General features: G+C 67.3%; 12 protein-coding genes. 8 read left to right on the forward strand and 4 right to left on the reverse strand.

Annotated features, from left to right (window positions below; translation table 11 throughout):
• From rsgA to ACQKDV_RS13195, 4 genes are all read left to right on the forward strand, one after another.
• On the forward strand, positions 1–1003 hold a 1003-nt coding region (gene rsgA / locus ACQKDV_RS13180), incomplete at its 5' end, for a ribosome small subunit-dependent GTPase A (RefSeq protein ID WP_427784173.1).
• A 126-nt stretch (positions 1004–1129) separates the two neighbouring features.
• Positions 1130–2383, forward strand: coding sequence for a flavohemoglobin expression-modulating QEGLA motif protein (locus ACQKDV_RS13185; RefSeq protein ID WP_427784177.1), 1254 nt, complete (start codon positions 1130–1132; stop codon positions 2381–2383).
• Between the two features lie 631 nt (positions 2384–3014).
• On the forward strand, positions 3015–5306 hold the full coding sequence (locus tag ACQKDV_RS13190) for a TonB-dependent receptor (protein ID WP_427784179.1): 2292 nt from the start codon (positions 3015–3017) through the stop codon (positions 5304–5306).
• Between the two features lie 138 nt (positions 5307–5444).
• Positions 5445–6548, forward strand: coding sequence for a DUF4274 domain-containing protein (locus tag ACQKDV_RS13195; RefSeq protein WP_427784181.1), 1104 nt, complete (start codon positions 5445–5447; stop codon positions 6546–6548).
• 67 nt (positions 6549–6615) lie between these two features.
• On the opposite strand, the gene phbB is transcribed toward ACQKDV_RS13195, so the two are convergent.
• Genes phbB through ACQKDV_RS13210 form a run of 3 tightly spaced genes read right to left on the reverse strand, consistent with a single transcriptional unit; the run spans position 6616 to position 9895 of the window.
• Complete coding sequence (gene phbB, locus ACQKDV_RS13200) at positions 6616–7356, reverse strand: acetoacetyl-CoA reductase (protein WP_427784182.1); 741 nt, start codon at positions 7354–7356, stop codon at positions 6616–6618.
• Between the two features lie 25 nt (positions 7357–7381).
• Positions 7382–8710 (reverse strand): CitMHS family transporter, encoded by a 1329-nt coding sequence (locus ACQKDV_RS13205; RefSeq protein ID WP_427784193.1) that lies wholly within the window; start codon positions 8708–8710, stop codon positions 7382–7384.
• 48 nt (positions 8711–8758) lie between these two features.
• Positions 8759–9895, reverse strand: a complete 1137-nt coding sequence (locus tag ACQKDV_RS13210; RefSeq protein ID WP_427784195.1) for an OprO/OprP family phosphate-selective porin — start codon at positions 9893–9895, stop codon at positions 8759–8761.
• 382 nt (positions 9896–10277) lie between these two features.
• Between ACQKDV_RS13210 and ACQKDV_RS13215 the strand changes: the two genes are divergently transcribed.
• Genes ACQKDV_RS13215 through ACQKDV_RS13230 form a run of 4 tightly spaced genes read left to right on the forward strand, consistent with a single transcriptional unit; the run spans position 10278 to position 14086 of the window.
• Complete coding sequence (locus tag ACQKDV_RS13215; RefSeq protein ID WP_427784184.1) at positions 10278–10970, forward strand: response regulator; 693 nt, start codon at positions 10278–10280, stop codon at positions 10968–10970.
• Positions 10963–12354 (forward strand): sensor histidine kinase N-terminal domain-containing protein, encoded by a 1392-nt coding sequence (locus tag ACQKDV_RS13220; RefSeq protein ID WP_427784186.1) that lies wholly within the window; start codon positions 10963–10965, stop codon positions 12352–12354. Before ACQKDV_RS13215 ends, ACQKDV_RS13220 begins: the two co-directional genes overlap by 8 nt.
• Positions 12351–13406: an ABC transporter substrate-binding protein gene (locus ACQKDV_RS13225; protein WP_427784188.1), complete on the forward strand. Its 1056-nt coding sequence runs from the start codon at positions 12351–12353 to the stop codon at positions 13404–13406. Before ACQKDV_RS13220 ends, ACQKDV_RS13225 begins: the two co-directional genes overlap by 4 nt.
• Before the next feature lie 29 nt (positions 13407–13435).
• Complete coding sequence (locus ACQKDV_RS13230; protein WP_427784190.1) at positions 13436–14086, forward strand: response regulator; 651 nt, start codon at positions 13436–13438, stop codon at positions 14084–14086.
• Between the two features lie 13 nt (positions 14087–14099).
• Here the strand turns inward: ACQKDV_RS13230 and ACQKDV_RS13235 are convergent.
• A partial coding sequence (locus ACQKDV_RS13235) for a Wadjet anti-phage system protein JetD domain-containing protein (protein ID WP_427784191.1) occupies positions 14100–14761 on the reverse strand: 662 nt, incomplete at its 5' end.

Genomic DNA, 14761 nt, shown 5'->3' on the forward strand with positions numbered 1-14761 from the left:
CCCGCAGGCCCGCCCGGCGCGGGTGATCGAGCAGCACCGCACCCATTACGTGGTGGCCGATGGCCCGGATGCGTCGATCAAGGCGGAGTCGTTGCCGGAATGGCAGCGCCCGCGCTTCCCCAGCCATGAACGGCCGGCGGTGGGTGACTGGGTGCTGCTGGAGGGCATCCGCATCGTCGCCCTGCTGCCGCGTCGTACCGCGATCAAGCGCGGCGCGGCCGGCGAGCATTACCACCAGCAGGTGATCGCGGCCAACATCGATACCGTGTTCATCGTCTGTGGCCTGGATGCCGACTTCAACCCGCGCCGCATCGAACGCTACCTGCTGCTGGTGGGCGGGGGCGGTGCCGAGCCGGTGGTGGTGCTGACCAAGGCCGACCAGACCGAATACAGCGAAGATGCGCTGGCGGTGCTGGAGGAGCTGGAGATGCAGGGCATCGCGCTGCACGCGATCAACGGCCTGGATGCCGAGAGCGTGTCAGTGCTGGAGCCGTGGCTGGGCCCGGGCCGCACGGTGGTGCTGGTGGGTTCGTCCGGGGCCGGCAAATCGACGCTGACCAACACCCTGCTGGGCGAGCAGCGGATGAAGACCAATGCGGTGCGCGCCAACGATTCGCGTGGCCGCCATACCACCACCCATCGTGCGCTGATGCCGTTGCCGATGGGCGCGTGCCTGATCGACACACCGGGCATGCGCGAGCTGAAGCCGACCGGCGAAGAGACGCTGGCCGAAGGTGGCTTCGCCGATATCGAAGCGCTGGCGGCGCAGTGCCGCTTCAACGACTGCATGCACCAGCAGGAACCAGGCTGCGCGGTGCGTGCGGCCATCGACGCCGGTGAGATCGAAGAGAGCCGGCTGCAGAACTACTTCAAGCTGAAGGAAGAAGTGGCGGCCGCCGCCGCCAAGCTGGCCGTGCGCCAGGCTGAGACCGCGCAGGAGCGTGGTGGCAGGAAGGGCAAGGGGCAGCAGTTCCGACCGGTGAACAAGAACCGACGGCGGTAACAAAGCAGCCGAGCATGGGCTCGGCTCTACCGTGGGTCCGCGGCGGAGTCATTTTCTGTAGCGCCCGAGCCGATGCTCGGGCGGCGGCGCCCAGCGCCGGACACGGCAGGGCGCTATAGTCCGCCCATGGAACCGACCGCAACGCTGGACCGTGATGTGGCCTACCATGCAGCGCTCGACGCGCGCCTGGTGGAGGCCGTGGTCGGCATCCGCCTGCTCGGCCTGACCAGCTGGCCGGCAACGGTGCAGGCGCCATTCCTGGCAAGCGTGGCCCGTGGCCATCCGGTTATGCCACAGGTGGACTACCCCAGGCTCGACTTCAGCGAAGAACGCCGCGCGCTGGCCGCCATCGTCGCCGAGTGCGATGCCGGCCATCCGCTGGGCCATTACGTACAGCAGTCCGCGCAGAGCTGGGATCTGGCCGCGCAGCTGCTGGAAGGGCTGGGCACCGGCGCGGTCGATCGCTGTTCGGTGCAGCTGTTCGGCGCGCCCGAGCAGCCGCTTCCAGGCAATGGCCCGAGCACGCGCGAAGCGGCACGCCACTTCATCCAGATCGCCACCGAGCTGGACCACGAACTGCTGGCTCCGGAAGAGCAGGTGCCGGTCTCGGCCATCGCCCTGCAACTGCAACTGCAGAACGACCTCGATGCATTCTTCGAATCGCGCGTCATCCAAGTGCAGCTGGACCCGGAGCTGGTCTCCAAGGCCGCTGCCGGCCCGACCCGCATCCGCCTGCGCACCAGTGCGCGCTTCAGTGCCTACGACCGCGCGCAGCTTTTCCATCATGAAGCGCTGGTGCATTCGCTGACCGCCTTGAATGGCCGTGAGCAGACGGTACTGCCCAGCCTGGCCCTGTCGTCACCACGGGTGACGGCCACCCAGGAAGGGCTGGCTACGTTCGCCGAGCAGATCACCGGCAGCATCGACATCGAACGATTGAAGCGCATCAGCCTGCGTACCGAAGCCATTGCAATGGCGCGCGAAGGTGCGGATTTCATCGAGGTGTACCGCTACTTCTGCGATGCCGGGCAGAACCCGGAAGAGAGCTTCGCCTCGGCCCAGCGCGTGTTCCGCGGCGTACCGCCCAGCGGCGGCCTGGCCTTCACCAAGGACACGGTGTACCTGCGCGGGCTGGTGTCGGTGCATACGTTCTTCCGCCACATGCTGGCCGAAGATCGCCTGCAGGTCTGCCGCTGGCTGTTTGCCGGCAAGATGAGCCTGACCGACGCGATCGCATTCGCCCCCCTGTTCGAGAGCGGCGTACTGAAGCCACCGCGCTGGCTGCCGCACTGGGTGAGCCGGGCCAATGGCCTGGCGGGCATGCTGGCGTTCTCGCTGTTCGCCAACCGCATACGGATGGACCAGCTGGCGCCGGAGTAAAAGGCGTTGGTGTGGTTTACGCGCCTTCCTGATATCGGAGGGGAGGAGGCGGGTCACCCTGGCCAGGACACGCAAAATCCCCTCCATGGTGCTCGATGGCGCCATCCATGGCGCCAACGGTCCTGTCCAGGGTGACCCGCCTCCTCCAGACAGTTCCCTGCGGGCGCGGTGGAATCCCCACCGAAGGAGTTCGCAAAAAACAAAAGCAGAGATGGGGTCAGAGCCCGTTGCGCAGCAACGGGATCCGACCCCGTGCCGTCCAACGGTCGGCACCCACCAGAGCAGAGCGCCGTTCCGACAGATCGCGGAGAACTGTCGAAGGTGGGGTGGGTCCGGTTGCGGGGGCGTGAGCCGCATGGATGCGGCGACCGAGCTTACAGGGACGTACTTGCAGCGTCCCCCGCAACCGGACCCACCCCGCCATCCCACGGATAGCCGCTCTCGATCTTGCTTCGGCTTCGGCCTCTGCGGGTGCAGGGCGCAGCCCTGCCGACAAAACCCCACGAACGAGACGCGCGTCACTGCCCGCAACACCCGCGCCACTTCGTAAAAAACATTTCATCTTCCATTCGCATAGTGGCCTCGCGCCGTGCCGAGTCGCGGCGGACTCCCCCCAATGCAATGGATCCACATGCAGACCCGATACCTGACGATCGCCGTGGCGATCGCGCTTTCCGCCGCCGCCAGCGCCCATGCCGCTGAGACCACCGATGCCACCGCCGACGCTGCGCTGAGCGCACAGACGCTCGACACCGTGTCCGTCATCGGCCAGGGCGAAACCCGCCAGGTGCAGCGCATCACCGCCGTGGACAAGCAGGTGCTGCCGCCGGGTACCAGTGGCCAGAAGATCCTCGACCGCCTGCCGGGCGTGTCGGTGCAGTCCAACGATGCCTTCGGTGCCAACGAAGAATCGCAGACCATCAGCCTTCGTGGCTTCGACAAGAGCCGCCTGGGCTACACGCTTGATGGCATCCCGCTGGGCGACAACAGCTATGGCAACTACAACGGCCTGAGCATCGCCCGCGCACTGATCGCCGAGAACCTCGCCGGTGCAGAACTATCGCAGGGCATCGGCTCGCTGGGCGTGGCCTCCACCAGCAACCTCGGCGGCACCCTCCAGTACTTCTCGATGGACCCGTCCACCGAATTCGGCGGCCGTGCCAGCGTCACCGTGGGCGATGACAACCAGCGTCGCGGCTACCTGCGCGTGGATACCGGTGATATCAACGGCTTCTCGGCCTATGTCTCCGGCGTGCACCAGGACCAGGACATGTGGGCCGCGCCGTACCAGAACCAGACCACACGCCAGTTCAACGCCAAGGCCGTGTGGAACGTGGGCGACCACCGCTTCGGCGCGTTCGTCGCCACCTCGCGCGCCAGCCAGGCCAACTATGCCTATCTGTCCAAGGACATGCTGGCACGCGGCCTGGGCTGGGACTGGAACATCTACGCGCCGGACTGGGATCGTGCCGTCGCGGCCGCCTACTGCGCCCCCGGTACACGCGATCCGGCCAAGTGCCAGTTCAGCGGCGGCGTCAACAGCATCGACGATGCCTATTACCAGAGCCGCGCGCTGCGTGACGACAACCTGTACTCGGTCGATGCCGACCTGCGCCTGGGCGAGCAGGGCCGCCTGAAGCTGCTGGCCTACCACCATGACAACCGTGGCCAGGGCCACTGGTGGGCACCGGGCCAGCCGTCCTACCCGGGTACCGACAGGATGTTGCCGATTTCGATCCGCAGCACCAACTACACCATCAACCGTGATGGCCTGACCGCCGCGCTGTCGTGGACGGTGGGCATCCACGAACTGGAAGCCGGCCTGTGGTACGAGCAGAACGACCATAACGTCTCGCGCAATTTCTACTACATCAGCGGCCCGTTCCTGGACGTCCTGTACCTGAAGAACCCGGACCGCCTGCTGTTCAACCAGGACTTCGACATCCGCACGCGCCAGTTCTACGTGCAGGACCGCATGCGCTTCCTGGACCAGCGCCTGACCGTGGATGTCGGTATCAAGAGCCCGAACACCCGCATGCGCGCAACCGCCCAGCCGGGCGTGGAAACCCGCATCGCCTCGGGCACGCTGACGGCCAGGAAGTCGGTGCTGCCGCAGGTGGGCCTGGGCTTCAAGCTCAATGCCAACAACGAGCTGTTCGCCTCGTACGCCGAGAACATCGCCGCGTTCGTCGGCGGTGGCAGCGGTGGCCCGCTGCAGGTGTCGCCGGAATCGTTCGCGGCCAGCGCCGGGCTGGAACCGGAGAAGTCCAAGAGCCTGGAAGCCGGCTTCCGCACCTTCGGCGAGATGTACCAGGCGTCCATCGCCGCGTACAACGTGAGATTCGACAACCGCCTGCTGTCGCTCAACCCGTGTTCGAGCATCGAAGTGGGCACGCGTCCTGAGTGCGTCACCCGCTTCATCAACGTCGGATCGGTGAAGAGCCATGGCGCCGAGCTGACCTTCATCCTCAAGCCGCTTGATGGCCTGCAGTGGTACAACGCGCTGTCCTGGAACAAGACCACCTATGAGGATGACTACACCTCCGGTGGCGTGATCGTGCCGGTGGCAGGCAAGATCACGGTGGATACACCGCAGCGCATGGCCTCCAGCGAGATCAGCTGGAACCGCGATGGCTTCTTCGCCAGCCTGCGCGCCAAGTACACCGGCAAGCGCTACTACACCTACACCAACGACCAGTCGGTGCCGGGCGTGACCACCTTCGATGCGGGTGCCGGTTATGACTTTGGCCCGGGCATGGGCCTGCGCAACATCCGCGTGTCGTTGAACGCGACCAACCTGACCAACAAGCGCTATGCCGGTCAGCTGAGTTCGTTCGCACCGACCGACCCGAACGGTACGCGCTACGCCATCCATGCCAGCGCGCCGCGGCAGGTGTTCATGACGGTGGCGGCGGACTTCTGATCGGCAAGGGAATGAAGCATCCACGCGCGGCGTGGATCTACTGAAACGGTAGATCCACGCCATGCGTGGATGCGATCCAGCCCGCAGATGGCAGGGGCCGCTAGACTGCAGGGGCCCCTGAGTCACGAGAAGTCCCCCTTGACCCCCGACGAGTACGAGCGCGCCTCCCGCGTGCTGCTGCAGGACTACCTGCTGCAGGCATCTCCCCAGCAGCGCCACATCTACGTCGCGCGCCGCAACTACGATGACAGCCCGGAGCTGCTGGCCTGGCTGGCGGCGCGCAGCGATCTGGATCGCGCGACGGCGCTGATGATGTACTGGTCGCTGGGCGCGGCCTGGTTCGCGCAGTACGCAGATGCAGGCGACGTGCCGGCGCATGAGCGCGAGGCGTACGCGCTTGCGCGCAGCATCGAACAGCGCTATCTCGATGGCGTCTACGCCGATCACGGGCTCGCCTTCGATCCGGCGAGCGGGCCGGGCGCTTCGCCGCATGACTATCCGGAACTGACCGTACGCCGCGCCATTCCAGAGCGGATGAAGACCGCCATAACAGGCCCGCAGGCCGTTGACCCCTTTGCCGAGGCGATTGAAGGCGCGTTCGACGATGGCCTGCCGTTCGCGGTTGCGCAGCAACTGCATGATCTGGCTGCAGTGGTGCAGCCTGACCGTGGTCCTGCGCTGGGCGATGCTGCCGCAGGGGAGGTCGATATCTGGGCGGAAGTCACGCCGCCGACGCTGTTGCCGATGGCCACGGCCGCGGATCCGGGCTGGCCGCTGCTGGAGACCTTCCTGCGCCAGGCATCACCGCAGGAATGCCATCAACTGATGCTGTTCGCTGACACCAGTACGCTGTCAGACGCGCTGCAGTGGTTGCTGGACCAGCCGACACTGGCCGCATCCAGCGCACTGGCGCTCTACTGGAACCTGGGTGCGTCGTGGTACGTCCCCTTCGCCACGATCGAGGATGTGCCGGAGTCGCACCGCTACACAGCGGGCGTGTTGAGACGCATCGAGCAGCGCCTGGCTGACGACGCTTACGTGGGTCACGGGCTGGGTTTCGACCTGGCACGGAACCGGCCGCGTTTTCCGGCGTGTTGGCCGGGCCGGGAGGTGCTGCGTGCGATTCCTGCCCCGATGTGGCAGCCGCGCCCGGGGCAGATCGTGGACGAGTCGGACGAGGTGGATTTCATCACCGGCTTGCCGGAAGACATTGCCGAGGCGCTCGCGAACGCCCGCGCATAGAGGCGAAGCATCCACGCATGGCGTGGATCTACTGAACCGGTAGATCCAGGCCACGCGTGGATGATTCTCAACCCATGTACAAGCCACCATTGACCGGGTAATCGGCACCGGTCACGTACGAGGCTTCATCCGAAGCCAGCCAGGCCACCAGGCCGGCCACTTCTTCCGGCCGGCCCAGGCGGCGCACCGGCACCGAGGCGGCCAGCCGGTCCAGCACGTCCGGCGGGAAGCTGCTGATCGCCTGGCTGGCGATATAGCCCGGCGACAAGGTGTTCACGGTTACCCCGCGCGAGGCGACTTCGGCCGCCAGCGCACGGCTGAAACCGTGCATCGCCGCCTTCGCCGTCGCGTAGTTCACCTGGCCGATCTGGCCCTTGTGCGCGCTGACCGAACCGATGTTGACGATGCGGCCCCAGCCGCGCGTGGCCATGCCATCGACCACCTGCTTGGTCAGGTTGAACAGCGCATTGAGGTTGGAGGCGATCACCGCATTCCAGTCCTCCACCGTCATCTGCCGGAACAGCAGGTCGCGGCTGCCGCCGGAGTTGTTGACCAGCACATCCACCTCGCCCACTTCGGCGCGCACCTTGGTGAAGGCCGCGCTGGTGGACGCCCAGTCGGTGGCGTTGCCCTCGGAGGCGATGAAGTCAAAGCCCTGTTCGCGCTGTTCGCGCAGCCAGTTGGCCTTGCGCGGTGAGTTCGGTGCGCAGCCGGCGACCACGGTGTGGCCGGAACGGGCCAGGCTCTGGCAGATGGCAGTGCCGACACTGCCCATGCCGCTGGTGACGTAAGCAATTCGAAGCGTCATTGCAGAAGGCTCCTTGGTGCAAGGATCAGGATGCGAACGGATACAGGCCGAACAGCAGGCCGCCGACCATCAACAGCAGCGAGATGGCGATCGCCCACTTCAGGGTGAACTTCTGGTGGTCGGCGAATTCGACCTTGGCCAGGCCCACCAGCAGGTAGGTGGAGGGCACCAGCGGGCTGAGCAGGTGCACCGGTTGCCCGGCCAGCGACGCGCGCGCCATTTCCACCGGGGTGATGCCGTAGTTGCCAGCGGCCTCGGACAGGATCGGCAGCACGCCGAAATAGAAGGCGTCGTTGGACATGAAGAAGGTGAACGGCATCGATGCGATGGCGGTGATGACGGCCAGGTACGGGCCCCACGATTCGGGAATGATCGCCAGGAAGCTGTGCGACATCGCTTCGACCATGCCGGTGTTGTTGAGGATGCCGGTGAAGATGCCTGCGGCGAAGATCAGCGCCACCACCGACAGCACGTTGCCGGCATGGTTGACCACGCGACGGCGCTGTTCGGCCAGGTTCGGGTAGTTGATGACCAGGGCGATGGCGAAGCCGACCATGAACAGCACCGGCATCGGCAGCACGCCGGCAATCAGCGCGCCCATCAGGGCCAGGGTCAGCAGCAGGTTCACCCACAGCAGCTTCGGCCGCTTGATGTCCTCGGCGTCTTCCACCGATGGCAGTGCGTTGTTGTCATCGGACACGCTGCTGTCCATCCAGCTGCCACCCTGCGGCAGGGTCACCACGCCCAGGCGGCGGCGCTCCTTCAGGCCCAGGTACCAGGCCAGCAGCAGCACACCGGCACAGGCGATCACCATCGACGGGATGAGCGGCACGAACACATCGGCCGGGTCCACGTGCAGCGCCGTGGCCGCGCGTGCGGTCGGTCCGCCCCACGGGGTCAGGTTCATCACGCCGCCAGCGAGGATGGTCACGCAGGTCATGTTCAGCGCGTTCATGCCCAGGCGCTGGTACAGCGGCAGCATCGCCGAGACGGTGATCATGTAGGTGGTCGAGCCATCGCCATCAAGCGAGATCAGCATCGCCAGCACGGCGGTGCCGAGCACGATCTTCATCGGGTCGCCCTTGACGAAGCGCAGGATCACCCGCACCAGCGGATCGAACAGGCCCGCATCGATCATCACGCCGAAGTACAGGATGGCGAACATCAGCATCACGCCGGTCGGCGCGATCTTCTTGATGCCTTCCAGCATCATTTCGTCGATGCCGGCGCCGAAGCCGCCGATCAGCGCGAACAGGATGGGGATGGTGATCAGGGCGACCAGCGGCGACAGTCGTTTGCTCATGATCAAGTACATGAACGTAATGACCATGCCAAAGCCGAGGATGCTCAGCATCATCTGCGGACTCCTAATGAAGACAGGACGTGGGGGAGGGGAGGGCGATCAGAAGTCGAACTGCAGGCGGCCGGTGACCGCGCGCGTGCGGTCCAGCGTCACCCCGGCCAGGCGGTCGCGGTTGCGGCTTTCGATGACATCGAGCATGAAGCGCAGGTTGTCACGCAGGTACCAGTTGCCGCCCAGCGTCCAGGCGGCGGTGCTGCCGCGACGCAGATCCGGCGCGCCATCGAGGTGCTGCGCACCCCACATCTGGTCATAGCGCAGCGCGACTTCGAAGGCACCGGCCTTGTGGCGGATGTCCTTGATGCGGGCGAAGCGGCCGGTCCTGCGGTCGTAGGCCCTGCTTTCGCCGGTGACGAACCAGCTGAGCATGCCGTAGGCGGCCATGACATCGCCGCGTTGGACACCGTCGTCGAAGGTTGCGCCGCTGAATTCACCCTGCCAGGACAGCGGGCCGTGCACCTGCGCGTATTCCAGCGACCACTTGTTGACGTCGGTATCGCGGCCGGCGGAGAAGTCGACCAGGGTCAGGCGGCTTTCGTCTGACAGGTGGCCGGCCGGGCGCGGGCGGATCTTCAGGCCCGGGGTGCCGTTGCTGCCCGGGTTGTCGTAGGCCTCGCGCGCCAGCGACAGGCCCACGTGCAGCACGTCGCCGTCGCTGGGCGAAGGCGCCCAGGTGACGCGGCCACCGGCCGCGCGGCCCTTTACCTGCCAGGCATCAATGCTTTCCAGGCTGTAGACGCTGGCCGCCCAGGTGAAGTCACCCGGATTGGCCTGCCAGGACGCACCCAGGCGGTACAGCGGCGCCAGCGTGGTGCCGGCATTGCCGCGCTCCAGGAAGCTGCCGTAGTTGGAACTGGTGCGGTCATCCAGAGAGAAGTACTGCTTGAACTGGCCCACCGTCAGCTTGCCGGCCTTGCCGAAGCTGCGGCTGAGGTAGACGTCCTTCGCCTCGACGCGGTCGCCGGAAAAGTCCGCTTCAGCCTTGTAGTCCACTGCGAAGAACCTGCCCGACACATCCACCCAGGCGCGGCGGATCTCGGTGTCGTCCTTGTTCGGGGTGCCACGATCGTCGTTGTCGAACGTAGCGAAATCCAGGTGCAGGCGACCGCCGAGGGTGGCGGTGACCGGCCGGTCGTCTTCAGCAAAGGCCGGCGCGGCCAGCGCAGCCAGGGCCATCATGGCGGCGGGACGCTGCCAGGCAAACTTCAATTCCACAAACCCTCCCAGGTGCGCGCCAGGCGCGCGGCAATCGTGGGCACCGGATGGTGCGCGGCCGCAGTCTGGGTTGCCGTAGCTGTCATCGTCCTGTCAGCGGTTTGTGCGCTGCAGCGTAAAGCGCGCCGCTGCGCTCGCCGGGCATGGCCCGGCGCTACCGCCGCGGCGGTGCCCCGGAATGCGTCGGCGCCGAGATCCCGGTAGCGCCGGGCCACGCCCGGCGGAATGCGTCAGCGCCGCGATTCCCGGAAGCACCGGGCCATGCCCGGCGGAATGCCCGCCACACGTCACCACGCCGCACGCGGTAGCATTCGCTTCCCTTCCCACGCCTTCCTGCTCCCCGCCGATGCGCCTGCTGCTGGTCGAAGACAATCCGGATCTGGCCGATGCGATCATCCGCCGCATGCGCCGCAGCGGGCACGCGGTGGACTGGCAGGCCGACGGTCTGGCCGCCGCCAGCGTGCTGCGCTACCAGAGTTTCGACCTGGTGGTGCTGGATATCGGCCTGCCCAAGCTGGACGGCCTGCGTGTACTGGCCGGCATGCGCGAACGCGGCGACAGCACGCCGGTGCTGATGCTGACCGCACGCGATGGCATCGAAGACCGCGTGCAGGCGCTGGATGTCGGCGCCGACGATTACCTGGGCAAGCCCTTCGACTTCCGCGAATTCGAAGCGCGCTGCCGTGTGCTGCTGCGCCGTGCACGCGGCCAGGCCAGTGAAGTGGTGCAGGTGGGCGGCTTCCAGTTCGACAACGCCGCGCACCGGGTCAGCGTGGATGGCGAACCGATCGAACTGCCCAACCGCGAGTATCGCCTGCTGGAAATCCTGGTCGGCCGCCTCGGTCAGGTGGTGGGCAAGGATGAGATCGGCAACGGCCTGTTCGGCTTCGATGATGAGGCCGGACCGAATGCCATCGAACTGTACATCGGCCGCTTGAGGAAGAAACTGGCCGGTGCACCGCTGCGCATCACCACGGTGCGTGGTGTCGGCTACCTGCTGGAAGACGCCGGCGACGGCAGCAGCGATGGCGATGGCTGAGGCGCGCACGGCCAGTGCCGCACCGGGGTCGCTGCGGCGCACCCTGCTGCTGTACCTGGGGACCCTGCTGGCGGTGTTCGCGGTGGCGCTGCTGTTCGCCGCGCGCGATTACGGCCAGCGCGCCGCCAACCGCTCCTATGACCACCTGCTGGTGTCCTCGGCCTTGTCCATCGCCGATTCGGTGGCGCTGGTCGATGGCCAGTGGCAGGTCGATCTGCCCTACGCCGCGTTGGATCTGCTGGCGATGGCGCCGGAAGACCGCGTGTTCTACCGGGTGGCCGACCGCCGCGGCAACCTCATCACCGGCTATGGCGATCTGCCTGCGCCGCCGCGCCGGCCGGGTGCGCAGCCGCAGTTGTTCGATGCACCCTACAGTGGCGAGACCGTGCGCTTCGTGGTGGTCAGCCGCAGCTTTGCCGCCGCCTCGGCGCAGGGCGAGGTGCAGGTGCAGGTGGGGCAGACCCGGCGTGCGCGCGAGGCGCTGGCGCAGGACATGGTCAACCGTGCACTGCTGGCCATCGGCGTGTTGTCGCTGCTGCTGCTGGCCCTGGTGGCTTTCGGTGTGCACCGCGCCTTCCGTCCGCTGGTGCGGGTGGAGCGCGAGCTGTTGCGGCGCGAACCGTCCGACCTGAAGCCGCTGGATGCGCGCGTGCCGCGCGAGATGGACCAGATGGTGGCGGCGCTCAACCGCTTCATGGAACGGCTGTCCAGCAACAACGAGACGCTGCGCGCGTTCATGGCCGAGGCCGCGCACCAGATGCGTACGCCGCTGGCCGCACTGCGCGCGCAGGCGCAGCTGGCACTGGACGACGACGAGCCGGACGACATGCGCCGCAGCCTGCAGGCCATCGAACGCAATGCCACCCACATGAGCCGCCTGCTCAACCAGCTGCTCAGCGATGCCAGCGTGATCCATCGTTCCAATCTGCAGCGGTTTGCGGCGGTGGACCTGGCCGAGACCGTGCACCAGGCCCTGCACGAAGCACTGCCACAGGCCGGGCCTGCACCGCGCGTGCAGCTGGCGATGACCGCCGAGCCGGTGCAGGTGCATGGCGATGCGTTGCTGCTGCGCGAAGCGATCAAGAACCTGGTCGACAACGCGCTGAAGTACGGTGGTGACGGCGCGCTGCAGATCGCGCTGACCGTGGAAGGCGGGCAGGCCGTGCTGACCATTGCTGACCATGGTGCCGGCATTGCCGCAGCCGATGCGGGCCGCGTGTTCGAGCGCTTCGCCCGCGGCGAGAGCGCGCCCGCCGGTGGTGCGGGCCTGGGCCTGGCCATCGTCAAGCGCGTGGTCGACAGCCATGGCGGCCACATCGACCTGAGCAACCGCCCGCAGGGTGGCCTGGTCGCCACCATCCGCCTGCCCCGGAGCACGTCATGATCCGCCTGTTCGCCGCTGCCCTGGCCCTGCTGCTGGCACTGCCGGTGCTGGCTGCGCCGGGCGATGTGCGCCGCTTCGCCGCGCAGGGGCCTGCCACCGCGCAGCTGCGCATCCACGGCACCACCGACATCGAGGTGTTCGCCGTGGTCATCGCCGACTACCAGCGCCTGCATCCCGGCACGGAGGTGGTGTACGAGGACATCATCACCCAGGATCTGTATGCGCGTTACCTGCACGACCGAACCGGGCCGCATTCGCCGGACCTGCTGATTTCCAGCGGCATGGACCTGCAGACCAAGCTGGTGAACGATGGCCACGCACTGCCGCATCGTTCGGCGCAGACCGCCGCGCTGCCGGCGTGGGCGCAGTGGCGCAGCGAGGCGTTCGGCATCAGCTACGAACCGGTGGTGATGGTCTACAACACCCGCCGGCTTCCCGCAGCGAAGGCCCCGCACACGCGCCGCCAGCTGCTGGATCTGCTGCGCGCCGAGGGCACGCCGCTGCACGGCCGGGTGGGCACCTACGATATCGAGCGCAGCAGCGTGGGCTACCTGCTGGCGACCCAGGACGCGCAGCGCGGCAGCATTGCCGGTGCGCTGCTGGGCGCGCTGGGCGACAACGCGGTGCTGCGCGAGGAGCGCACGGGCGTGCTGCTGGACAAGGTTGCCAGTGGCGAACTGTCACTGGTCTACAACGTGCTGGGTTCCTATGCACAGGCGCGTATCGATGGCGGTGCGCCGTTGGCCATCATCGAACCGGAGGACTACACCCTGGTGGTGCTGCGCACGGCGGTGATCCCACGTACCGGGCCGCACCCGGAAGAGGCGCGCCGCTTCCTTGATTACCTGCTGTCGCCGCGTGGCCAGCAGGTGCTCTCGCGCGAGGCACGGCTGATGCCGATCGTCACCGGCAATGCGCGCGGCGATGACGCGCCCGGCCGCAGCCGCCGCCCGATCCAGCTCGGTCCGGGCCTGCTGGTGTACCTGGACGCGCTGAAGCGGCGGCAGTTCCTTGATGCCTGGCGCAGCAGCGTGGAGCCGGCCGGGCGCTGACCGCGACGGCCTGCACGTACAATGGCGCCATGAGCGAATACACCATCCTGATTGCCGATGACCATCCGCTGCTGCGTTCGGCGGTGGTGCAGTCATTGCGGCAGAGCCTGCCGCTGGCGCAGGTGCGGGAAGTGGCCAGCGCGGATGCCCTGGCCGAGGCCCTCGATGCCCAGCCCGAGGTGGACCTGGTGCTGCTGGACCTGACCATGCCCGGCGCGCACGGCTTTTCCGCGCTGCTGCACGTGCGCGGCTCGCACCCGGATATTCCGGTGGTGATTCTTTCCTCCAACGACCACCCGCGGGTGATCCGCCGTGCCCAGCAGTTCGGTGCGGCCGGTTTCATCCCGAAGTCGGCACCGGCCGAGACCATCGGCGAGGCGGTGGCGGCGGTGCTCGATGGCGGGCTGTGGTTCCCGGCGATGGCCGAGGAACGTTCCGAAGCCGATGCGCTGCTGGCCAGCCGCCTGGCCCAGCTCACGCCGCAGCAGTTCCGCGTGCTGCTGTGCCTGGCCGATGGCCTGCTCAACAAGCAGATCGCCTACACGCTGGGCCTGGCCGAAAACACGGTGAAGGTGCATGTCACCGCCATCCTCAAGAAGCTCGAATGCCACAGCCGCACGCAGGCGGCGGTGCTGGTGAAGGCGCTGGAGCCGGAAGGCGACGCGGGCGCGGGGCTGTAACGCCCGCGCCCGTTCACCGCGCCCCGCGTGCTCGTTCCGTGGCGGCCCACCAGGCGTGCAGGGCGGGCATCACGTCGTCGCGCGGCAGCAGCTCCTGTTCGATCCGGCCTTTCGGCTGCAGCAGCAGATGGTGGTGGAACGCCCGCTCTTCTTCGTCCAGCCCCGGTGGCGGGGTGGAATCGGTAGGGACCGGCTCCTTCACCGCCAATGCTGCGCAGTAGCGGTCGAACATGCTGCGCTCCATCAGCACCCGCTGCAGCCCGGGCAGGTACAGGCGGGCACGGCCCAGCATCAGCAGCCCCCAGCTGTCCATGTCTCCCCAGTAGCCCACGGCGCGGTCGCGCAGCCAGGGGGCCTGCAGCCAGCCCAGGTCCAGGCCTGAACCGAGCACGGCCACGGTGTCGGCCAAGGGCGGCAGCAGGTGGACGCAGCGTTCGTTTTCGACCAGCAGCAGCCGTGTGCCCGGCAGCGGCGTGTGTGCCAGTTCACGGGTACGCACCCGGATCTGCTCGAAAGGCAGCAGGCCCGGTGCCAGCGGCACCAGGCGCAGCCAGTGCTCGCCGCCGTCCTGGCTGCCCAGGAAGGCAGCCAGGCCCTGCGCACTGGCCTGGTTGTCAAAGCGCAGGTCGAGCAGGGCGGTGACCAGGCTCTGGTGGCGTTCGAGGAACTTGCTGT

Source organism: Stenotrophomonas sp. NPDC077659 (genome assembly GCF_050268705.1).
Classification (GTDB): Bacteria; Pseudomonadota; Gammaproteobacteria; order Xanthomonadales; family Xanthomonadaceae; genus Stenotrophomonas.

Bases quoted from the DNA above. Each gene is read 5' to 3' on its own strand.
- ACQKDV_RS13185 (WP_427784177.1), top strand. From the start codon at position 1,130: ATGGAACCGACCGCAACGCTGGACCGTGATGTGGCCTACCATGCAGCG.
- ACQKDV_RS13190 (WP_427784179.1), top strand. From the start codon at position 3,015: ATGCAGACCCGATACCTGACGATCGCCGTGGCGATCGCGCTTTCCGCC.
- phbB (WP_427784182.1), bottom strand. From the start codon at position 7,356: ATGACGCTTCGAATTGCTTACGTCACCAGCGGCATGGGCAGTGTCGGC.
- ACQKDV_RS13205 (WP_427784193.1), bottom strand. From the start codon at position 8,710: ATGCTGAGCATCCTCGGCTTTGGCATGGTCATTACGTTCATGTACTTG.
- ACQKDV_RS13210 (WP_427784195.1), bottom strand. From the start codon at position 9,895: ATGATGGCCCTGGCTGCGCTGGCCGCGCCGGCCTTTGCTGAAGACGAC.
- ACQKDV_RS13215 (WP_427784184.1), top strand. From the start codon at position 10,278: ATGCGCCTGCTGCTGGTCGAAGACAATCCGGATCTGGCCGATGCGATC.
- ACQKDV_RS13220 (WP_427784186.1), top strand. From the start codon at position 10,963: ATGGCTGAGGCGCGCACGGCCAGTGCCGCACCGGGGTCGCTGCGGCGC.
- ACQKDV_RS13225 (WP_427784188.1), top strand. From the start codon at position 12,351: ATGATCCGCCTGTTCGCCGCTGCCCTGGCCCTGCTGCTGGCACTGCCG.
- ACQKDV_RS13230 (WP_427784190.1), top strand. From the start codon at position 13,436: ATGAGCGAATACACCATCCTGATTGCCGATGACCATCCGCTGCTGCGT.